Below are 20,573 nucleotides of genomic sequence, written 5' to 3' on the forward strand. Positions count from 1 at the left end.
AGAGGGGAAGCCTGCATGGCCCGGTCGATCCGCCCGTTCCGTACGCATCCCTCCCGGCGGTTGGCGAGTGCCGCCGCCATCGCCCTCCTGGTCGCCACGGCGCCGCTGCTCGGCGGCGCCCCGGCCGGAGCCCGACCCCCGTCCCCCGCCCGGTGCACCACCGATCCCGGCGCCCGGCTGCCGGGCGTGCCCAGTCCGGAGAGCGTGCTCGGCTTCCCGCTGGGCACGGGCCAGGACCGCCCGGTGACCACCGACGAGATCCGCACCTACCTGCACGCCGTGGACGGCGCCTCCGACCGCGTCGTCACCGGCGTGCTCGGCACCAGCGCCCTCGGCCAACCCCTGCCGTACGCCGTCGTGTCGAACGAGCGGCACGTCCGCCCGTCGGCGCTGCGCCGGATCGCCGACGACATCCGGGACCTGCGGGACCCGCGCCGGACCAGCCGGAAGGAGGCGGCCCGGACCGCCGCGGACAGCCCGGCCATCGTGTGGGTGGCCGGCAACGTGCACGGCGGCGAGAAGAGCGGCGCCGACGCGGCGCTCAAGACGCTGTACGAGCTGGCCGCCGGCCTGTCCTGCGACGTGGCGCAGCGCAACGACAACCTGGTCACGGTCATCGTGCCGACGCAGAACCCCGACGGCCGGGACGCGAGCCGCCGCCAGAACGAGTTCGGCTTCGACCTGAACCGGGACTGGTTCGCCCGCACCCAGCCGGAGACCGACAGCAAGCTGGAACTGATGCGGCGCTACCCGCCGCAGGTGTTCGTCGACGCCCACGAGATGGGCGGCCGGCAGTACTTCTTCCCGCCCAACGCCGACCCGATCCACCACGAGATCGCCGGTGAGGCGGTCGACTGGATCAACCGGATCGGCGAGGCCAACAAGGCCGGCTTCGGCTACAACGGCGCCTGCGGCGGCGACGTCACCACCGAGTGCTACTTCAACTACTCGACCTACGACCTCTTCTTCATGGGCTACGGCGACACCGTGCCGGCCGCCGGCTTCGGCGCCGCCGGCATGACCTTCGAGAAGGGCAGCGCGTCGGCCGTCGCCGACCGGGTCCAGCAGCAGTTCCACACCCAGTGGTCGACCCTCGGCTGGGCGGCCGCCAACAAGCGGGAGGTGCTGGACGACTACTACCGGATCTGGACGGACGCGCTCGCGCAGGGACGGGCGGGCCGGCTGGAGCCGAACGAGGTGGTCCAGCCCACCAACGAGGTCCAGTTCCCGGTGCCCGACCTGCGGATCCGGTCGTACTTCCTGCTGCCGCACCGGCAGCTCGCCGACGTACGGCAGCTGGTCGAGCGGCTGCGGCGGATGGACGTCGAGGTGTACGAGGTCCAGAAGGAGACGCGGGTGGCCGCCGCGCACGTCTTCGGTGGTCGTACCGCCCGGAACGTGACCGTGCCGAAGGGCGCGTACTGGATCCCCATGGACCAGCCGCAGAAGCACTGGATCCAGGCGATCATGGGTGAGGACCCGTACACGCCGTTCCCCTACTTCTACGACGTCTCCTCCTGGAGCAACCCGCTGCTGATGGGCGTACCGACCATCTACACCGGGGACGACGTGCGGCCGAAGGCGAAGCTCGTCCGCGGCATCTCGGGTGGCAGGACCGGGACGGCCCCGGCCCGCGGCTCGTACGGCTACCGCCTCGACTCGGCCGCCGCCGCGGAGTTCACGTTCCGGCTGCTCGGCCGGGGCGTACCCCTGCTGCGCGACCTCGAGACGAGCGCGGTCCGGCTGCCGGCGACCCGCCTGACCCGGGAGATCGACGACCTGGCCGAGTCGTTCGGGGTGACCCTCACGCCCGGCGGCCCCGCCACCGGCGTCCGGCTCGACCTGCCGGACGTCGGGCTCTTCTCCGGCGCCGGCATCTCCACCACCTCCGGCTCCCACGGCGAGGCCCGGTACGTGCTCGGGAAGCGGTGGGGGCTCGACCTCACGCCGGTGACCACGGCCGACATCAACGACAACACCGAGGCGTTCACCGGCCGCACCGTGCTGCTCGTGCCCGACGGCAGCAACCCGACCGGCGGGCTCACCGCCGCCGGGCAGGCCAACCTGCGCAACTGGATCGCCCAGGGGCACACGTACATCGGGCTGCGCAACGAGGGCACCCGGATGGCCCGCGCCGCCGGGCTCACCTCCACCACGGAGAAGCCGAAGCCGACCGGCTACCAGGTGATCGGCTCGCACCTGCGGGTCGACGTCGACGGGGACAGCCCGGTGGCCGCGGGACGGCCCGCCGAGGACTTCCAGTTCAACAACGGCGACCCCATCCTCAACCCCAGCACCACCGGCACCAACGTGCTCCGCTACCCCAGCGGCGAGACGTTCTGGGCGAACGGCTACACGGTCGGCGTCGACGCGCTGCGGGGGACGGCGGCCGTGGTCGACGAGCCGACCGGGGCCGGCCGGGCGGTGCTCTTCGCGTTCAACCCGCTGTTCCGGGCGTACAACGAGAACGGGCTGCACCTGGTGGCCAACGCCCTGCTCTATCCGGCGAGCGCCGGGCCGGCCGGGCGGTCCGCGGCGCCGACCGCCGCGGCCGTCGACCCGGCCCGTGCCCGCGCCGCGGCCGCTCCGGTGGCCGAGGACCTCGGCGGCGGCTGGCGGCCGATCACCATCGAGGTGGCCGGCGCCGACCTGGCCCGCACCCGCGCGGTGGTCGAGCGGTTCACCGCCGACGCCCGTACTTCGGTGGCGGGCGGCTCGGCGTACCTGGTGATCCCGAACCGGGAGGGCCGGCAGGCCGACGAGCACCCGTTCCTCGGCGACCTGGTCCGCGCGCTGCGCGAGGAGGGGGTGCCCCTGCGGTCCCTGGTGGCCTGACGGTCGCCGGCGGCGGCCCGGACCAGCCCCGGACGGGGGCGGGCCGGGCCGCCGTCGCGTCGCCGCCCGTCCCCGTCCGCGACCCGGCGGGGGCACGGCCGGTCGTTGTCGCGCAGCTCACGTGGCCGGCCGTGGACGCCGGCACGGCCGCGCAGGAGTCTTGGAAAGCTGATTCCAAGATGAGGTGAACGTGCCATGGACCTGCGCTCAGACGCTGTCGTGCTCTTCGGCGTGACCGGGGATCTGGTCGCGAAGAAGCTCTTCCCGGCGCTGTACGAGCTGACCCGCCGGGGCCGGCTCGACATGCCGGTCATCGGCGTCGCCCGCTCCCGCTGGGACCACCAGCAGTTGACCACGGCGGCGCGCAAGTCGGTGCTGGAGGCGAACGGCCGGATCGACGACGAGGTCTTCGACGCCCTCGCCGCCAACCTCACGATGCTCTCCGGCGACTACGCCGACCACACCACCTACCAGCGGCTCGCCGAGGCGCTCACGGCCGCGCGGCAGCCCCTGTTCTACCTGGCCATCCCACCGGCGGTCTTCACCCCCGTGGTCGACGGCCTCGCCGCCAGCGGTCTGGCCGCCCGCGGCCGGGTGGTCGTCGAGAAGCCGTTCGGCCGCGACCTGGCCTCCTCGTACGCGCTGAACCAGGCGCTGCGGGCCGCCTTCGACGAGGAGCGGATCTTCCGGATCGACCACTACCTCGGCAAGGAGGCGGTCGAGGGGCTGCGGGTGTTCCGCTTCGCCAACCGGCTGTTCGAGCCGCTCTGGAACGCCGAGCACATCGACAACATCCAGATCACGCTCGCCGAGGGCTTCGGCACCGAGGGCCGCGCCGGCTTCTACGACACCATGGGCGCCACCCGCGACGTCCTGCAGAACCACATGCTCCAGGTCGTCGCGCTGCTCGCCATGGAGCCCCCGGCGGAGGCCGGTGACGACGCCTTCCGCGCCGAGGAGATCCGCGTGCTGGGCCGGATCGAACCGCTCGCGCCGGAGTCGACCGTCCGCGGCCAGTACGCGGGCTACCGCGACGAGCCCGGCGTCGCCCCCGACTCGAACACCGAGACGTTCGTGGCGACCCGGTTGCGCATCGACACACCGCGGTGGGCCGGCGTGCCGTTCTACCTCCGCACCGGCAAGCTCATGCCCGGCACCGCCACCGAGGTGGTGGTCGAGTTCAAGATCCCGGAACGCGCCCTCGTGCCGGGCGGGGCCACCCCCAACCTGCTCCGGTTCCGGCTCGGCCGCCGCGACGGCATCACCCTGTCGATCCAGGTGAAGGAGCCCGGCGCCGACGTGGCGGGGCACACGGTGGAGCTGCCCGTCGACTTCGACGCCGCGCTGGGCCACCGGCGGGAGGCGTACGAGCGGCTGCTCGACGACGCGCTCGACGGGCGGCACCTGCGGTTCGCCCGCGAGGAGGCCATCGCTCAGGAGTGGCGGATCGTCGAGCCGATCCTCGACCTGCCCGAGCCGGTGGCGCCGTACGCCCGGGGAAGCTGGGGCCCGGCGCAGGCGCAGGCCCTGGCCGGCCACTGGCACGACCCGCGGTGACCGGCGGCACGGGTGGGCCCGGGACACGGGCCCACCCGTGGGTGGTCCGTCGACCCGGAGCGCCGGACATCATCGGTCCGCCCGGCTTCCGGTGGTCGCGTGCCCGCCAAGGCGGGCGACGGGCGACGGGCGGCGGGCGGCGGGCGGCGGGCGGCGGGCGGCCGAAGCTACTCGGCGGTAAGCTGGGGCGATGACGTCGCCCGACGCCACCACCACCGCTCCGGCGCCGTCCGGTCCGCGGATCACGGCCGCCGGCCGGCGGACCCGGGACCGGATCGTGCGGACCGCCGCGGAGCTGATGTTCCGCAAGGGCGTCGCCGGCACCAGCATCCCCGACGTGCAGCAGGCGGCGAGGGTCAGCGCGTCGCAGGTCTACCACTACTTCGGCGACAAGAGCGACCTGGTCCGCGCCGTCATCCGCTACCAGGTCGAGCAGACCCTCCAGGGGCAGCAGCCGCTGCTCGACCGGCTGGACAGCCTCGACGCGCTCCGGGCGTGGGGCGCCGTCGTGATCGACGTACAGGAGCGGCGCAACTGCGAGGGCGGCTGCGCGATCGGTTCCCTCGCGAGCGAACTGGTCGAGTCCTGCGAGGCCATGCGGGCCGACCTGGTGGCGGCCTTCGACCGCTGGGAGGCACCCATCCGGGAAGGGCTGCGCCGCATGCGCGAGCGCGGCGTCCTCGTGCCGGAGGCCGACGTCGACCGGCTGGCCACCGCGCTGCTGGCGGCGGTCCAGGGCGGCCTGCTGCTCAGCCAGGTACGCCGCCGCACCGAGCCGCTGCGCGCCGCCACCGACGCGGCCATCGGCTACATCGAGACCTTCGCCGCCTGAGCCGCCCGCCGGAGGGTTCTGCGGTGGGCCCACCACCGGTACCGTCCCCTCTGGACGCGATCACACCGCCGGGGCGGCCGCACTCCCGGACGTCCGGCGGTCCGTGGAGAGGGGCGCAGGGTGAGAATCAGGGCCGGGTTGTGCGCGGCGGCGATGGTCGTGGCGGGGCTGGTGGCCGCGCAGCCGGCGGCCGCCGCGGACGTGGGCGACGCCACGGTGGTGCCGATCCAGGTGACCGGTGATCCGGCCGAGCGTTTCAACCTGGTGCTGCTCGGCGACGGCTACACCGAGGCGGACCTGCCCACCTTCCGGGAGCACGTGGACAAGCACCTGAACACGCTCTGGACGATCGAGCCGTTCAAGTCCTACCGGAGCTACTTCAACGTCTACGCCGTCGAGATCGTCTCCGCCGAGTCCGGTGTGGACTGCGACCCCGGCCTCACCGACCCGCAGCGGGACACCGCGCTGGACATGGGCTTCTGGGGCGGCTGCAACCCCAACAGCGTGCAGCGCCTGCTGTCGGTGAACGGCACGGCGGCCAACGCGTACGCCGACCTGGCGACCGGCACCCACCGCGGCAACCGGCAGCTCGTCGCGCTGGCCAACAGCGGCACGTACGGGGGCGCGGGCGGCGTCAACGCCACCGCCTCCGGCGGCAACGCGCTCTCCGCGCTCATCAGCCCGCACGAGCTGGGGCACTCGCTCGGCGGGCTCCAGGACGAGTACGACTACTACGCCCGTGGGGTCGCGGGCGACACGTACGACGGCCCCGAGCCCGCCTCGGTGCACCACACCGTCCTCACCGAGCAGCAGATGCGCGACACGCAGGCCAAGTGGTGGCGCTGGCTGGGCGAGCCGAGCGAGTCCGGGGGCACGATCGGCCGCTACGAGGGCGGGCTGTACCTCCAGAAGGGGGTCTGGCGCCCCAGCCAGCACTCGATGATGAAGTCGCTGGGCTTCTACTTCGACCAGGTCGCCCGGGAGCGGATGACCGAGCGGATCGCGAGCCGGGTCGCGATCCTCGCCGACGGCACCCCCGCCGACCAGCCGATCGGCGCCGACCGGGTCGTCTGGGTGGAGACGCTGCACCCGGTCAGCCACGAGCTGACGGTGTCCTGGACGGTCGACGGCACCCCGGTGAGCGGCACGGGCAACGCACGCAGCCTCGACCTGCGGTCGCTGCGGCTCGCGCCCGGCACGCACACGGTCACCGCCACGGTGACCGACCCGACGCCGTTCGTCCGCGACCCCGCCGTCCGCGAGTCGCCGTCGCTGACCCAGCGCCGCACCTGGACGGTCGACACCGCGCTCACCACTCCCCCGGCCGGCGGGCCCCTGGAGATCACCGCATCGACGGCCACCGACCGGCCGGTGGGCGCGCAGGACGTCGTGTACGTGGAGAGCAGCCACCCGACCGACCGGGTGCCGACGGTCAGCTGGACCCTCGACGGGCGTCCCGTGGCCAACCCCGGCCACGACGGCGACCTGGAACTGGCTCCGCTTCGCCTGACCGGCGCCGCCCACCGGCTCACGGCCACCGTCACCGACCCGTTGATGCGCGAGTCCGTGACGCGGTCCTGGACGGTCGACGCGGCCCGCCCGCAGGTCGGGTACGACCTCTCGGAGCCCCTGCTCACCACCGTGAAGCCCGGCAAGCCCACCGAGTACGTCTACAACGGCCCGTTCACCATGCGGCTGACCGGCACCGACGAGGGGACGGGGCAGGTCACCGCCGAGTTCCGCGTCGACCGCGACGGCTGGCACAACTACTACGGCTGGCCGACCGACGCGCAGGCGCCGTTCCTGTTCACCGCCACGGGCACCGACGTCGACGGCCTCGTCTACGGCAACCTCGGATCGGGCGGCCTGTCGGTGTCACCGTTCGCGGCACGCTCCCCCGGCTACGGCCGGCACACCGTGGAGTACCGGGGCATCGACGCGGTCGGCAACATCGGCGCGGCCGGGGAGTTCGTGGCCACCCTGATCCCGCCGCCGCCGGCCTGCACCGACGTCGTCACGGGCCGGCGTACGGGCGGCCTGGTCGTCACCTCCGGCGTCACCTGCCTGCGCGCGGCCACCGTGTCGGGCGCCGTGACGGTCCGGCCGGGGGCGTCCCTCGTCGTCGAGCGCTCCACGATCAGCGGCGCGGTGGCGGCGACCGGCGCGTCCGCCGTCGAGTTGCTCGACAGCACGGTGCGCGGCGCGGTCTCGGTGACCGGCACCACCGGCCACGTGACGGCCGTGGGCACGCGGGTGGACGGGGCGCTGCTGCTCGCCGGCAACGCCACCGGCACGATGGCGGCGATCCTCGCCGGCAACACGGTGGGCACCCTGCACTGCTCCGGCAACAGCCCGGCCCCGGTCGACCTCGGCGCCCCGAACACGGTGCGGGGCGCCGCGTCCGGCCAGTGCCGAGCGTGGTGACCGGTCTGGAGCGCCGGGCACACCGGGGCGCTGCCGCGACCGGTCGCCGGCGCCCCGGGCCGCGCGGCGGATGACCTCGGCGGGTGCCGCGGGAGACGTGTCCCGCGGCACCCGCGGCATCACATGGCGGGGTTGCTCTCCCCGCCGTCGCGGTGGACGGTGGCGTCGTAGACGGCCGTACCGGCCATGATCGTCCCGACGGCGACCGCGGCGGCGATCGGCGGCAGGAGCAGCGTGACCGGCGCCGCCACGCCCAGCAGGAGCAGACCGGCCAGCAGCGCCGGGCAGTGCCGGAGGCTGGTTGACGGGTTCTCGAGGAAGGACCTTCCGACCAGGAACACCGCCGGCCCGCCGAAGATGACGACGACCAGCGCCCAGTCGATGGGCGGGTTCGGATGCTCGACGACCTGTGCGAAGCCGACGGCCGTGCAGATGACCCCGCCGACGATGAGCAGCAGGCTGAGGCTCGACCACCGCGGCAGGCGCAGGGCGGGCCCGCCGGTCTCCGGATGCGCCGCCCGCGTCCCCGAGTGGTAGAAGTAGAGCCGCCAGAAGGCGACGACGGCCGCGAACGCGGCGACGAGGGCGACGGTCCGCACCGGGGAGAAACCCGGAAAGCTGATCGCGCCGCCGGCCTCGAGCACCACCTCCGCCAGAGCGATCATGAAGAACTGGTTGTACCGCTCGGCGAGGTGGTCGAAGTTGACCCGGGCGAACCCGGGCCGGTTCGAGTGGAGCCGGGCGCTCCGAATGCCCCGCCCGCCGGTGCTGAACCGGGGGATGGGCCAGTTCGTGACGCTGCCCAGCGCCTCGATGGCGAGCGCCAGGGTCCAGAAGATGCCCCGGGGGAGGCCAGCGGTGGCGGCGCCGCAGAGCCACAGCAGTCCGGAGGCCACGTGCCAGCTCAGCACCCGGGACGGCTCACGCCACTCCGGCTGCCGCCGCAGCGCGAGCGTCAGGTAGAGCGGGCGACCGACCTGGAGCAGGACGTACGTGCAGGCGAAGATCACTCCACGTTCGCCGAACGCCTGTGGCAGCGCGACCGCCAGCACCAGAGTGCCGAGCATCGTCGCCAGCAGCACGACCTGGATGTCGGTGCGCCGCGGATCGTAGACGCTGGTCATGAGCGCGTTGAGTGACCAGATCATCCACATCGCCGCGAAGAACAGCAGCGTCTGGCCGGCCTCCGACAGCAGCGTGTCCCGGACGATGGTCAGGTCGTCCGCCACGCGTCCGGCGAGGCGGGCGAGCGCGAACACGTAGACGATGTCGAACAGCAGTTCCAGGACCGTCGCGCCGCGAGGGACCGCGGCGTGTCCGAACAGGCGCACGCCGGCACTGGTCAAGATGTCCGCCTTAGTCCGATTCGCCCTCCAGTCAGTTCTACCACGGCGGCGAAGCGGCGGTCCGGGGGTCGCCGGGGCCCCGGCGAGGCGCGGACGCGCGCCTCGATCGGATGTCCTCGCCGTTCGGCGCGGGGAGGACGGCGTCCACGTCGCGCCGCGCGTACGCCGGACGTCCCGCCCGACGCGGGCCGAAGGTCCCGCGCGGTGTGGTCCGTCGGCACTGCTCGCGGCGGCGCCCGACGGATGGAATGGAGGTGTAGACGAGAAGCGAGAGGAGACGGCGAGATGACCACCATCGCCGAGCGTCCGACCATCGACCGGACCGCCACCACCACCGCCCGCGGGGAGATCGCGACCCCGGCCGAGACGCCCCGGGAGAAGGCGACCCGCGAGAAGGCGACCCGCTTCGTCCTCGCCGGGCTGCGGCTCGCGCTCGGCTGGACGTTCCTCTGGGCCTTCCTCGACAAGACGTTCGGCCTGGGCCACGAGACGACGACAGCGCAGGCCTGGGTCAACGGCGGAAGCCCCACCAAGGGTTTCCTGGGCCACGCAGTCGCCGGGCCGTTCGCCGACCTCTACCGGTCGTTCGCGGGCGCCGCCTGGGCCGACTGGCTCTTCATGCTGGGCCTCGCCGCCATCGGCACCGCCCTCGTCCTCGGCATCGGCACGCGGATCGCCGCCGTGGCGGGCGCGCTGCTCCTGGTGATGATGTGGACCGCCGTCCTGCCTCCGGAGAACAACCCCTTCATGGACGACCACCTCATCTACGCCGGCGTCCTCGCCGTCCTCGCCCTCACGGCGGCCGGTGACACCCTCGGCCTCGGCCGCTACTGGGCCCGCCTCCCGCTGGTGCGACGGCTCCCCGTCCTGAAGTGACCACCCGACGGCGGCGGCACCCCAGCGGGGGTGCCGCCGCCGTCGTCCCTCACCCCGGCCCCTCCCCCGCCCCCGCGCGCCCCGCGCGCCGGCGGGGTTGATCATGAAGTTGTCGCCCTCCGTGCCGGCGTGTCGGGGCGACAACTTCATGATCGACGCACGGAGCGGGCGGCGCGGTCGCGGGGGTACGCGGAATCGGCCCGGCGCGGTGCGTGGCGCTGCGAGACTCATTCGGTGGGTGGGCAGCGGCTGCGCAGGACGCTGGGGCCGGCCGTGCCCATCGCGCCGGGCACCCGGGTGGACAAGTTCGAACTCTTCTTCGACCTGGTCTTCGTCGTCTCGTTCTTCATCATCACGCGCGCCACCGCCGCCAACGTCACCGGCCGGGAACTGCTGCACGCGATGCTCGTGCTCGCCGTCCTCTGGTGGTGCTGGGTGGTGCACAGCGTCGTGGCGAGCCGGGTCCGGCTCGGTGAGGGCTTCGTCCCGGTGGCCATGGTGCTGGGCATGGTGGCGCTCTTCACCTTCGCGCTCGCCCTGCCCCAGGCGTTCGACGACCCACACGAGGGGGTCGCCGGGCCGCTGCTCGTCGCGATCAGCTACGTGGCGATCCGCGCCGTGCACCTGCTCCTCTACCTGCACGCCGTGCAGGACAAGCCGCACGCCCGCCGCAAGATGCTCCAGTTCGTGCCGGAGATCGTGCTCACCACCGCCCTGCTGCTGGTCGCCGCGATGCTCCCCAAGCACATCGAGGATCCGGGAACGGCCGTGCTCGTACGCGACGGGCTGTGGATCGCCGTCGTGATCATCCAGTACGGCAGCGGACTGACCACCGGCACGTGGGGCTGGGAGCTTCCCTCCGCGGAGCACTGGACGGAGCGGTACGACCTGATCCTGATCATCGCCCTGGGCGAGTCGGTCATCTCGGTGGGCGTCGGCGGCAACCTCATCGGGCAACGGGTGACCTGGGAGGCCATCCCGGCGGCCATGCTGGGGATCATGTTCACGGCGGCTCTGTGGTGGGCGCACTTCGACTTCGTGGGACCGGCCGCGCGGATCGCCCTGCACGCCGCGGAGGGCGGCTCGCGGATCGCGCTCGCCCGGGACGCCTACGCGTACCTCTATCTCCCGATGATCGCCGGCGTGATCCTGTTCGCCATCGGCGCCGAGGAGGTGCTGCGGACGATCACCGACCCGACCGGCGGGGTGGGCGAACGCCCGCACGGCCCCGCCGCGCCGCTGCTCTTCGGCGGAGTGATCCTCTACCTCGCCGCCGACCTGGCGTTCCAGCTGCGCGCCCTGCGCAACCTCCCGTGGACCCGGATCGGCGTGCTCGTCGTCCTGGCTGCCGCCCTGCCGATCGGCAGCCACCTGCCCGCGCTCGCCACGCTCGCCCTGCTCACGGCGATCTGCGTCGCGCTCGTGGCGGCCGAGGCGATCATCTTCGGCAGCTCGCGCCGCGCCCTGCGCGCGGCCGTGCTGGAGGAGAAGACTTCCCACGAGGCGGCCGAGGCCGCCTGGCGCGCCCGGTGGCGCGAACGCGAGCGCTGAGCACCGCCGCCCCCGACCGGACCCGCCGGTCGGGGACGGTGTCGTACGGGTGGCCTAGCCTGCCCGCCATGACCAGTGCGCCGCGGCAGAAGGTCGTCTCCGGTTCGCGGTCCGGTTCAGTCCGCCCGGCGGCGGATCGGCTCGACCGGCGCTCGCTCAACCGGGCCACCCTCGCGCGCCAACTGCTGCTGCGCCGCGACGACCTCGACGTCGTCACGGCCACCGAGCGGCTGGGCGGGTTGAACGCGCAGAACGCCAACGATCCCTACCTCGCCCTGCACTCCCGGCTGGCGGCGTTCACGGTCGGCGCGCTCACCACGGCGATCGAGTCCGGGCGGCTGGTCCGGTCGGCGACGATGCGGGCCACGCAGCACCTGCTCACCGCGGCCGACTTCCGCGTCCTGCGACCGGTGCTGGCGCCGCTGCTGGCCCGCGCGCAGCGCAACGCCTTCGGCCGGCGCACCGCCGGCGTCGACCTCGCCGACCTGGTCGCCGACGCGGAGCGGATCCTCGGCGCGGAGGTGCTCACCCGCCCCGAGCTGGGGCGGCGTCTCGCCGCGGGCCGCCCCGGGTCGGATGCGACGGCCCTGGCCTGGACGGTGCAGTACCTGCTCCCGGTGGTGCACCCCGCTCCCAGCGGCACCTGGGACGCCGGCGGGGCGATCCCGGTCACGCTGGCCACCCGCGTGGTCGGGCCCCTGGATCCGCCGGAACCGCGGCAGCTCGTCCGGCGCCACCTGGCCGCGTTCGGGCCCGCCACGGTGGCCGACGTGCGGTCCTGGTCCGGCGTCAGCGGCCTGCGCGAGGTCGTCGCGGCGATGCGGGACGAGCTGCGCTGCTTCGTCGACGAGGACGGCCGGCCGGTGTACGACCTGCCGGACGCGCCCCGGCCGGATCCGGACACGCCGGCACCGGTGCGGTTGCTGACCGGTTTCGACAACATGCTGCTCGCCTTCGCCGACCGGACGCGGCTCATGTCCGACGAGGTCCGCGGGCGGGTGTGCCTGCCCGACGTGGTGCGGCCGACCCTGCTGGTCGACGGGATGGTGGCGGGCACGTGGGAGCTGGACCGGACGGCCGGGGTGGTGACGGTCCAACCGTTCGCCCGGCTGCGTGTCGACGACCTCGCGGCGGTCGAGGCGGAGGCCCACCGGGTGCTCCGGTTCGCCGCCCCCGAGGCGCCCACGCACGTCGCCCGCGTGCTTCCGCCGTCCTGAACGGCGCCACGGGAGCGGGCGGTCGCCATCAGGTACGCCCGGTCGCACGCCATCCCCGCCGCCGAGGCGCCGCCGGGCCGGACGGACGAGGGCCGCCCGCCGGTGCGGCGGACGGCCCTCGTGTCTCGGTCGACGGTCAGCGGCGGGTGCTTGCCCGGTCCTGCGCGTCCTCGACGGCGACCTCGTCGAAGGCCGGCGCGCCGTCGATGGCGTCGGCCGCGACGGCCGTCGAGCGGGCGGCGTCCGGCAGGTCGAGGCTGGTACGCAGCGTCACCGGCCTGAGCAGCAGCGCGGCGATCACACCGACCACGGCGATGGCCGCCGAGATCAGGAAGATGTGACCGGTCGCGTCGCCGTACGCGGCGCGGACGATGTGCTGGATCGCGTCGGGCAGCGCGGTGATGTTCAGGTTGCTGCTCCCGCCACTGGCGGAGGCGGGGACGCCGGCGGCCGCAAGATCGTGGGTGATCTGGTCGGAGACCCGGCGGGCCAGGATGGCGCCGAGCACGGACACGCCGATGGTGCCGCCGAGCGACCGGAAGAACGCGACGCTGGAGCTGGCCGCGCCGATGTCCTTGAGCGAGACGGTGTTCTGCACGGCGAGGACCAGGTTCTGCATCGTCATGCCGACGCCGGTGCCCACGATGAACATGGCGGCGCCGACGATGAGCAGCGACGTCTCGTGGTCGATGGTGCCGAGCAGGGCGAACCCGGCGACGAGGACGATCGAGCCGACCACGATGTACGGCTTGATCTTGCCGGTCCGGGTGATGAGCCGCCCCGCGACGATCGAGGAGAGCAGCACACCGGCCATCATCGGGATGGTGAGCAGGCCGGCCTCGGTCGGGCTGTAGCCGCGGCCGATCTGGAAGTACTGGCCGAGGAAGACGGCGCCGCCGAACATGGCCATGCCGACGGCGAGGCTGCCGAGGATGGCCAGCGCCGTGGTGTGCTCGCGGATGATGTTGAGCGGAACCACCGGTTCGGCGGCCCGTGCCTCGACCACCATGGCCAGGGCGAGCAGGATCACCGAGGCGCCCACCATGGCCGCGGTCTGCCACGAGATCCAGGCGAACGAGCTGTCGACGAACGAGATCCAGATGAGCAGCACGCTCACGCCCGCGGCGATCAGGAAGGCGCCGAGGTAGTCGATCTTGACGTTCTCGCGGCGTACGGTCGGCAGGCGCAGGGTGGCCTGGAGCAGGATCAGCGCCACGGCGGCGACGGGCACGCCCACGAAGAAGCACCAGCGCCAGCCGAGCCAGGACGTGTCGACGATGAGACCGCCCAGCAGCGGGCCGCCGACCGTGGCCAGGGCCATCACGCCGCCCAGGTAGCCGTTGTAGCGGCCGCGCTCGCGGGGCGGGATCATCGCGGCGATCGCCACCTGGACGAGGGCCTGGAGACCGCCGACGCCGATGCCCTGGAAGGCACGGGCGGCGATGAGCTGGCCGGCGCTCTGCGCGAATCCGGCCACCACCGAGCCCAGCAGGAAGACCACGATGGCGATCTGGATGAGGAACTTCTTGTTGAACAGGTCGGCGAGCTTGCCCCAGATCGGGGTGGTCGCCGTGGCGGTGAGCAGGGTCGCGGTGACGACCCAGGTGTACTGGGTCTGCGACCCGTTCAGGGCACCGATGATCTTGGGCAGCGCGGTCGAGACGACCGTGCTGCTCAGCATCGCGACGAAGAGCACCAGCAGCAGGCCGCTCAGTGCCTCGAGCGTCCTCCGGTGCGTCATCGGCTCGGCGCCGGCCGTTGTGGTGGGTGCGCTCATCGCGCGGCCTCCAGATTGTCGTTGTTCCCGAGCGCGACCTCGATGTCGCGGGTGAAGCGGTGCAGGGCGGCGTTGAACGCGGCCACCTCGTCGGGTGTCCACCCGGCGAGGGCGCGCGCCAGCACGCCGGCGTACCAGTCGTAGGTGTCGGCCAGAGCCGTCCGCCCGTCGGGGGTGAGCGCCAGGACGTGGGCCCGCTTGTCACTGGGGTCCGGGCGCCGCTCGACCAGGCCGTGCGAGACGAGGGTGGCGACGGCGCGGCTGACGGTCGACGGGTCGAGCTGGGCCCGCATCGCGAGCTCCCGGGCGTGGCAGCCGGCGGCGAGCCGGTCGATCTGCGCGAGGATGCCGACCGCCCCCAGCGGAACCCTGGGCTGCTCGTCGGCCCTCCGCTGCTTCACGAGCCGGACGCTGCGCAGGAAATCGTGCATCCGGCGCACGAGTTCCCGAACGTCGCTGCTCACGTGGATCCCCCCGACGGACAGATGGTTGCCTCATGCAATCATTCACAAATCTTGCCCAGCGGGCAAGTTTGCTCCTTGAGAAGTGCGTCACGTACGGTGGGCGCCATGGACGAGACCCCGGGGCTGCGGGAACGCAAGAAGGCGGCAACCCGCCTCGCCCTGCACGAGGCCGCCCTCCGACTCGCCATCGACCAGGGACTCGACCGGGTGACCGTCGAGGCGATCGCCGACGCCGCCAACGTCTCGCGGCGGACGTTCTCCAACTACTTCTCCAGCAAGGAAGAGGCGATCTTCCACGGCGACACCGCCCGCCTGCGCCGGATGCTGGAGCTGATCCGGGAGCAGCCGGCCGACGAGGAGCCCTGGACGGTGCTCACCGGGGCGGCGCTGCGGCTGACCGAGGAGGCGTACCGGGACGCGGACGCCGAGTGGCTGACCCAGCGCCGGATGCTGCGCGCCTACCCCAGCCTCGCCACGCACCAGATCGCCGCGTACGCGACGGTCGAGCGGGAGGTCGCCGCGGAGCTGGCGAAGCGGATGACCGGCCCCGACGTGGCGCTGCGGTCCCGCGTCCTGGCGGCCGTCTTCCTGACCACCGTCCGGGTGGCCGTGCAGGACTGGATCGAACACCCCGACCGCCCGCTCGTCGACGCGGTCCGCTCCGCGCTCGCGGCCGTCGCCCCCGCCTAGGTCGACCACCGCCGAGGCGATCACCGCCGCCAGACCGGCGGTGCGGTCCACTCGATCACGGCCAGGACGACCCACGCCAGCGCGACGAGCAGCACCACCGCCACCGGCGGGAGCCCGCCCAGGCCGATCACCAGGGCGGCGATCACCAGGCCGAGCTGGGCGAGCGCGACCCGCCGGCTGACCCGCACGTCGAAGCCGCGGTAGACCACCACGCAGCCCACCATCAGCGTCAACTGGCTGCCGCCGAGCAACGGCCCGGCCACGCCGTGGCCGCCGTGCACGGCCTCCCGGGCGGCCACCTCCACGGCGACCCCCGCGGCCACGATCGAGCCGTACACCAACAGGTGCCCGTACGCGTAGAGGTAGCTGCGGACCACGACGGCCCGGCCTCCCCGGACCGCCCGGTTGCCCGCCTCGGGATCGAAGGTGGAGGCGAAGTAGACCCACCAGATGCCGCAGGCGATGACGAAACCGCCGATGCCGATCACGACGGCCGCGGGCCGCCAGCCGGTCTCGCCGATCCCGTTCGCGACCGCGAGCACCGCCTCGCCCAGGACCACGATGGTGAACAATCCGAACCGCTCCGGCATGTGCGACTGCTGGACCGGCGCCTGCCCCGCCCGGGCGTACGCCAGGGGCCCGGCCACGGCGGCGTTGACGGCGAGCCCGACGGCCCACAGCGCGTACCGGGCCGGCGTGGGGACCAGCAGGGACCCGAACCAGAGTGCCGCGCCGAGCACGAACCCGGCGGCGTTCCACCAGCAGAACTCGCGTGCCGCCGCCCGACGCCATCCGACCAGCCCGTACATGCCGGTGAGCAGCAGGAGCAGCAGCCCGTAGAGCACCGCGAAGCGCCCCGACTCGTCCGCCACCCCCCGGTCGAGGGACGCGGCCAGGGCCAGCACGCCCAGCATCGCGACCAGCTGGACGAACCGGCTCGGCGGACGGTCGTCGTCGAAGAGGTCCGCGAAGTAGGAGAAGCTGAACCACAGCCACCAGATCGTGGTGAGAAGCCCCGCGAAGACCAGCACCCCGCCGGCCGACGGGTCGTCGTTCAGGAGTTCGCCGAGCTGGAAGACGGCCACGACGAAGACGAGGTCGAAGAAGAGTTCGAGCCAGCTCGACCGGCGTCCCGCCGCCGGATCACGGGCCGCCGGGACCGGGCGGACGCGTGACTCCACCTGGGCAGGCTATCCGTCCGGTACGCGCGGAAACGCCCTCTTGTCGCGCTATCCCCCGTCCGGCGCCGGTCCACGTACTCCCCGGTGACCGCGTCCGGGCCGTGACGTCACCGGGTCGACGAGGTCCGCCTCGGCCGGCGGCGCGCCGCCACCAGCGCCGCCAGCACCAGCAGCACCACCCCGATCCCACCGGCGGCCAGGGCCGCCGTGGACGTCCCGCCGCCGTTCCCGCCCGCGTGCCCGGCCGGCGCCGGTGTCCCGCCGCCCGCCGCCGGCGTGGCACCGGCCGGCCCCGAGGGCGGGCGGGACGGCGTGGCGGACGGCACCGCGTAGCGCAGGATCCGCGGCCTCGTGCCGGGCGGCTGCCCGGCGGTCTCGGAGACGGTGAGCAGCGAGCGCCCGTCCCGGCTGTAGGCGACGGACTCGCCCTGCGGCTCGTCGGGCAGGGGCGTGGCCCGTGGGGTGCCGCGGGTCAGCGCGGCCACCACGTCGCCGCCGGTGACGTCGAACTCGAAGGCGTCGGCGTACGTGCGCAGCACGACCCGGCTCCCGTCCGGGGCGGCCGCGGCGCCGGTGATCACCGTCCGCCCGAGCAGCCCGAACGGGTTGCTCGTCGTGGAGCCGGGCAGCCGCACCCGTCCCACCTTGGCCAGCGGCACCGTGGCGCCCCGCCGCAGGGCGGTCGTCGGGGCGTAGAGGGTGGCGGAGAACTTCGTGACGATCAGCGGACGGCCGTCGCCGGTGATGAGCATGGCCTCGGCGTCGTGCGCGCCGTCGGGGTACGACATCCGGTAGAGCTCCGGTCGGTCGGCGCCCGGCGCCAGCCTCCACACCGCCACGGTCGTCCGGGAGCGGTCGTTGTCGCCGACGTCCGCCACCCAGAGCGTCCCGTCGGGGCCCACGGCGAGGTCCTCCGTGTCCCGGGGTCGGGACGGGTACGGCACGGCCCGCACGACCGCACACTCCCGGTCGAGGAAGAAGATCCGCCGCCGCGCCTCGTCGTCGGCACCGTCGTTGACGACGACGAACCCGTCGTCCGTCGCCACCATGCCGGAGATCTCCAGCAGCCGGCCGTCCCGCACCTCGCAGACCGTCCGGCCGGGCTCCGGCGTCGGCGCCGGTCCCGCCGCGGCCCGGGCCGGGACCACCACGGCGGCGAGAACGGCCGCGCCCACGGCGATCCGCCACGTCCTGGTCCCGTCGAGTGTCCGCATCGCCGCAATCCTTCCACCGCCGCGTGGCGTGGGCGGGGCGGGTCGGTGGGGTCGGGGCCGCGAGAATCCCGGGTACGGGCGATGCTGGGGACGGCGGAGCACCGGGTGGCACGACATGCGTCGTCGTGCCGAGGAGGACAGGAGGTCACCGGGCATGTCCCACGTGGAAGGGAGGCCGGCCGGGGAACGCCGGCCCGGCCGGCGGCGTGCGGGAGGTCGACGGCATGCCTGACGACCTGCCGGACCTGCTCGTACCCGACGCGACGGCCTGGCGGGACTGGCTCGCCGAGCACCACGGCGAGCCGCGAGGCGTCTGGTTGGTCCTCGCCAAGCGCAACGCCGACGCCCCCACCACCCTGACGTACGACGAGGCCCTCGAAGAGGCGCTGTGCCACGGATGGATCGACGGCCAGGTGCGCGGCGGCGACGAGGCGACCTACCGCCAGCGGTTCACCCCCCGGCGCCCCCGCAGCCCGTGGTCGGCGCGCAACGTCGGCATCGCCAGCCGGCTCCTGGAGGCGGGACGCATGCATCCGGCCGGCGTCGCGGAGGTGGAACGCGCGAAGGCCGACGGCCGGTGGGACGCCGCCTACGCGGGCCAGGCCACCGCCACGGTGCCGGCCGACCTGGCCGCCGCACTCGCCGCCGTGCCGCGGGCGCAGCGGATGTTCGACATCCTCACCGGCCAGAACCGGTACGCGATCGTGTACCGGGTGACGAGCGCCAAACGCGCGGAGACGCGGCAGCGCCGGATCGCCCAGTTCGTCGACATGCTGGCCCGTGGCGAGACCATCTACCCGCAGCGGCGCACGCTCGACAGCGCCGACTGACGCGGCGCGGACGACGACACCGACGCGCGCGTGCCGGCCACCCCGTCGGTGGCCGGCACGCGGCGGCTACGCCGCGCCGTTGAGCGCGGCGGCCAGGGCGTCGGCGTACGCCGTGTCGGCGGGAGCCCCGCTCACGCCGATCCGCCAGGTCCCCCCGGGCAGGTCGCCGACGGGCAGCGTTCGGCCGCCCGGCTGCCAAAGGGGCTGCCAGGCGATGGAGCCACTCGGGCGGTTGAACCAGCGGTTGTCCTCGCTCCAGGCCGAGCCGGCACGGTAGGCGGCCACCAACGTGGTCGTCTCGTCGGTGGCGAGGGTCCAGGGTGAGAAGCCGGCCGCGTCGCCGTCCCGGTCGGCGCCCGCGGGATCGGACAGGCGCGGCAGGGTCGAGTCCAGGTTCCAGGCGGCCTCCCAGACCGGCGCGGTGGTCGGGCCGGTCACGTGCCACAGGAAGTCGACGTCCATCGTGGTCGGCGCGAACCGGAACCGCCAGTCGACCGACACCGGCTCGTCACCGAGCGGAATCCCGGTGAGGCTCAGGTCCGCCCCGTCCGAGGACACGTTCACGGCCGCGGCGGCGCCCGCCACGTCGGTGGGCCCGAAGGTGCCGACCGCGAGGTAGGGCGCCGTGGACCGGAACGACGAGTCGGTCACCGGCCGGTACGCGCCGCGGCCGGCGGGATCGACCTCGTAGGAGACCAGCCGCGTCTGGGGCGCGGTCTGGACGACCGCCCGGTAGTACGGGGTGGTGACGACACGTCCGCGGGTCACCACCGGCGTACGCCAGTGCAGCGGCGCCAGCCAGAGCCCGCCCTGACCCCAGCCGGCGCCCGTCACGTACCACTGGCCGCCGCCGGTGTCGTCCTTGACCACCTCGGCGGCGTGCGCCTCGATCCGGCCGGCCGCCTGGTCGACGGTGAAGTGGAACGGGTCGTCGCTGCGGTACACGCGGGTGTCCTGGTAGCCGCTCTCGCAGCAGACGAAGAGGTACCAGGAGCCGCCGTGGCGCACCACGAACGGGGACTCGGTGGGCCCGCCGAACGTCCCCGTGGCCGGGTGCTCGAACGCCGTCCGCCGCTCGCTCCAGTGCACGAGGTCGCGGCTCGTGCGGTACGCGACGATGTGGTGGCCGCCGGCGGGCGTGCTGGTGGCGGTGTAGTACATCACCCACCGGTCGCCGACCCGGGTCACCATCGGGTCCCGGCCGTCGAAGCCGTCGGTGAACAGCGGGTTGTCCGGGTGCCGGGTCCAGGTCACGAGGTCCCGGGACGTGGCGAGGTGCATGCGGTACGCCTCGTGGTCCGGCGTGCCGCCGGCGTAGAACATGTAGTAGGTGCCGCCGTGGAACAGCACGTACGGCGCCCAGATGTGGGTCTCCCCCGCGCTCGGGTCGGCCTCCAGGGCGAACGGCTGCTTCGTCCACGGGCCGCGGGGCGACGGCGCCGTGGCGTGGCCGAAGAACCGCTCGTCCAGCGGCTGGGCCGGCTCGGCGTGGGTGATCGCGAAGACGTGCCACAGGCCCGTCGCGCGGTCACGCACCAGGGTGTGGTCGTTGTAGTACCAGCGTTCGTTCTCGCCCTGGCCGGGGTCGTAGACGTTGACGAACTCGCCGGCGCTGACCTCGACGGACCGGTTCTCGTACGGCTGGTTGTCCACCACGTCGGCGGCGCGGGCCGGCGCCGGCACGGCGACCAGCCCGAGGGTGAGGGCGAGCAGCGCGCCGAGGCGGCCGGCTCGCGACGGTGGGCGCGGCATGGGTTCCTCCAGTGCTCGACGGGGGTC

At 73.7% G+C, this 20,573-nt stretch carries 15 protein-coding genes; 9 read left to right on the plus strand and 6 right to left on the minus strand.

Annotated features, from left to right (window positions below):
• Nucleotides 1–15: 15 nt before the first annotated feature.
• The 4 genes from D7I43_RS34185 to D7I43_RS27440 all read left to right on the plus strand — a co-directional run bounded on the left by D7I43_RS34185 (nt 16) and on the right by D7I43_RS27440 (nt 7,648).
• Nucleotides 16–2,835: a M14 family zinc carboxypeptidase gene (locus D7I43_RS34185; RefSeq protein WP_120331470.1), complete on the plus strand. Its 2,820-nt coding sequence runs from the start codon at nt 16–18 to the stop codon at nt 2,833–2,835.
• A gap of 195 nt (nt 2,836–3,030) precedes the next feature.
• Entirely contained in the window at nt 3,031–4,392 is a 1,362-nt protein-coding gene (zwf, locus tag D7I43_RS27430; protein ID WP_120331471.1) for a glucose-6-phosphate dehydrogenase, read from the plus strand.
• Nucleotides 4,393–4,582: 190 nt separating this feature from the next.
• Nucleotides 4,583–5,224: a TetR/AcrR family transcriptional regulator gene (locus D7I43_RS27435; RefSeq protein WP_120331472.1), complete on the plus strand. Its 642-nt coding sequence runs from the start codon at nt 4,583–4,585 to the stop codon at nt 5,222–5,224.
• A 120-nt stretch (nt 5,225–5,344) separates the two neighbouring features.
• Complete coding sequence (locus tag D7I43_RS27440; RefSeq protein ID WP_204985296.1) at nt 5,345–7,648, plus strand: M64 family metallopeptidase; 2,304 nt, start codon at nt 5,345–5,347, stop codon at nt 7,646–7,648.
• Between the two features lie 119 nt (nt 7,649–7,767).
• On the opposite strand, the gene D7I43_RS27445 is transcribed toward D7I43_RS27440, so the two are convergent.
• Entirely contained in the window at nt 7,768–8,994 is a 1,227-nt protein-coding gene (locus tag D7I43_RS27445) for a low temperature requirement protein A (protein ID WP_158610160.1), read from the minus strand.
• Between the two features lie 285 nt (nt 8,995–9,279).
• Here D7I43_RS27445 and D7I43_RS27450 point away from each other — a divergent pair, with 285 nt between their 5' ends.
• The 3 genes from D7I43_RS27450 to D7I43_RS27460 all read left to right on the plus strand — a co-directional run bounded on the left by D7I43_RS27450 (nt 9,280) and on the right by D7I43_RS27460 (nt 12,638).
• On the plus strand, nt 9,280–9,870 hold the full coding sequence (locus D7I43_RS27450; protein ID WP_120331518.1) for a DoxX family membrane protein: 591 nt from the start codon (nt 9,280–9,282) through the stop codon (nt 9,868–9,870).
• Between the two features lie 234 nt (nt 9,871–10,104).
• Nucleotides 10,105–11,421 (plus strand): low temperature requirement protein A, encoded by a 1,317-nt coding sequence (locus D7I43_RS27455; protein WP_120331475.1) that lies wholly within the window; start codon nt 10,105–10,107, stop codon nt 11,419–11,421.
• A gap of 68 nt (nt 11,422–11,489) precedes the next feature.
• The gene (locus D7I43_RS27460) at nt 11,490–12,638 is read left to right on the plus strand and encodes a winged helix DNA-binding domain-containing protein (protein ID WP_120331476.1); all 1,149 of its coding nucleotides are present in this window, start codon (nt 11,490–11,492) and stop codon (nt 12,636–12,638) included.
• Between the two features lie 136 nt (nt 12,639–12,774).
• On the opposite strand, the gene D7I43_RS27465 is transcribed toward D7I43_RS27460, so the two are convergent.
• Together D7I43_RS27465 and D7I43_RS27470 are read right to left on the minus strand one after the other, a co-directional pair.
• Nucleotides 12,775–14,415, minus strand: a complete 1,641-nt coding sequence (locus D7I43_RS27465; RefSeq protein ID WP_120331477.1) for an MDR family MFS transporter — start codon at nt 14,413–14,415, stop codon at nt 12,775–12,777.
• Nucleotides 14,412–14,879: a MarR family winged helix-turn-helix transcriptional regulator gene (locus D7I43_RS27470; RefSeq protein WP_120331478.1), complete on the minus strand. Its 468-nt coding sequence runs from the start codon at nt 14,877–14,879 to the stop codon at nt 14,412–14,414. The genes D7I43_RS27465 and D7I43_RS27470 overlap by 4 nt, the downstream gene beginning before the upstream one ends.
• A 105-nt stretch (nt 14,880–14,984) precedes the next feature.
• Here D7I43_RS27470 and D7I43_RS27475 point away from each other — a divergent pair, with 105 nt between their 5' ends.
• On the plus strand, nt 14,985–15,569 hold the full coding sequence (locus D7I43_RS27475; RefSeq protein ID WP_120331479.1) for a TetR/AcrR family transcriptional regulator: 585 nt from the start codon (nt 14,985–14,987) through the stop codon (nt 15,567–15,569).
• 20 nt (nt 15,570–15,589) lie between these two features.
• Here the strand turns inward: D7I43_RS27475 and D7I43_RS27480 are convergent, their stop codons facing one another.
• Nucleotides 15,590–16,750, minus strand: coding sequence for a low temperature requirement protein A (locus D7I43_RS27480; protein ID WP_120331480.1), 1,161 nt, complete (start codon nt 16,748–16,750; stop codon nt 15,590–15,592).
• Nucleotides 16,751–16,857: 107 nt separating this feature from the next.
• The gene (locus tag D7I43_RS27485; protein WP_240033193.1) at nt 16,858–17,964 is read right to left on the minus strand and encodes an esterase-like activity of phytase family protein; all 1,107 of its coding nucleotides are present in this window, start codon (nt 17,962–17,964) and stop codon (nt 16,858–16,860) included.
• A gap of 224 nt (nt 17,965–18,188) precedes the next feature.
• On the opposite strand from D7I43_RS27485, the gene D7I43_RS27490 reads away from it, so the two are divergent.
• Nucleotides 18,189–18,794 carry a YdeI/OmpD-associated family protein gene (locus D7I43_RS27490; RefSeq protein WP_120331520.1) on the plus strand — a complete coding sequence of 202 codons (606 nt, stop codon included), beginning with the start codon at nt 18,189–18,191 and terminating at the stop codon, nt 18,792–18,794.
• A gap of 66 nt (nt 18,795–18,860) precedes the next feature.
• Here D7I43_RS27490 and D7I43_RS27495 read toward each other — a convergent pair whose 3' ends face one another.
• Entirely contained in the window at nt 18,861–20,546 is a 1,686-nt protein-coding gene (locus tag D7I43_RS27495) for a family 43 glycosylhydrolase (RefSeq protein WP_120331481.1), read from the minus strand.
• Nucleotides 20,547–20,573 lie beyond the last annotated feature (27 nt).

Origin of the sequence: Micromonospora globbae (assembly GCF_003610785.1) — a bacterium.
GTDB lineage: Bacteria > Actinomycetota > Actinomycetes > Mycobacteriales > Micromonosporaceae > Micromonospora > Micromonospora globbae.

What these genes read in the sequence shown, in the direction of transcription:
- D7I43_RS34185 (WP_120331470.1), top strand. Translation starts at nt 16, where the DNA reads ATGGCCCGGTCGATCCGCCCGTTCCGTACGCATCCCTCCCGGCGGTTG.
- zwf (WP_120331471.1), top strand. Translation starts at nt 3,031, where the DNA reads ATGGACCTGCGCTCAGACGCTGTCGTGCTCTTCGGCGTGACCGGGGAT.
- D7I43_RS27435 (WP_120331472.1), top strand. Translation starts at nt 4,583, where the DNA reads ATGACGTCGCCCGACGCCACCACCACCGCTCCGGCGCCGTCCGGTCCG.
- D7I43_RS27450 (WP_120331518.1), top strand. Translation starts at nt 9,280, where the DNA reads ATGACCACCATCGCCGAGCGTCCGACCATCGACCGGACCGCCACCACC.
- D7I43_RS27460 (WP_120331476.1), top strand. Translation starts at nt 11,490, where the DNA reads ATGACCAGTGCGCCGCGGCAGAAGGTCGTCTCCGGTTCGCGGTCCGGT.
- D7I43_RS27465 (WP_120331477.1), bottom strand. Translation starts at nt 14,415, where the DNA reads ATGAGCGCACCCACCACAACGGCCGGCGCCGAGCCGATGACGCACCGG.
- D7I43_RS27475 (WP_120331479.1), top strand. Translation starts at nt 14,985, where the DNA reads ATGGACGAGACCCCGGGGCTGCGGGAACGCAAGAAGGCGGCAACCCGC.
- D7I43_RS27485 (WP_240033193.1), bottom strand. Translation starts at nt 17,964, where the DNA reads ATGCGGACACTCGACGGGACCAGGACGTGGCGGATCGCCGTGGGCGCG.
- D7I43_RS27490 (WP_120331520.1), top strand. Translation starts at nt 18,189, where the DNA reads ATGCCTGACGACCTGCCGGACCTGCTCGTACCCGACGCGACGGCCTGG.
- D7I43_RS27495 (WP_120331481.1), bottom strand. Translation starts at nt 20,546, where the DNA reads ATGCCGCGCCCACCGTCGCGAGCCGGCCGCCTCGGCGCGCTGCTCGCC.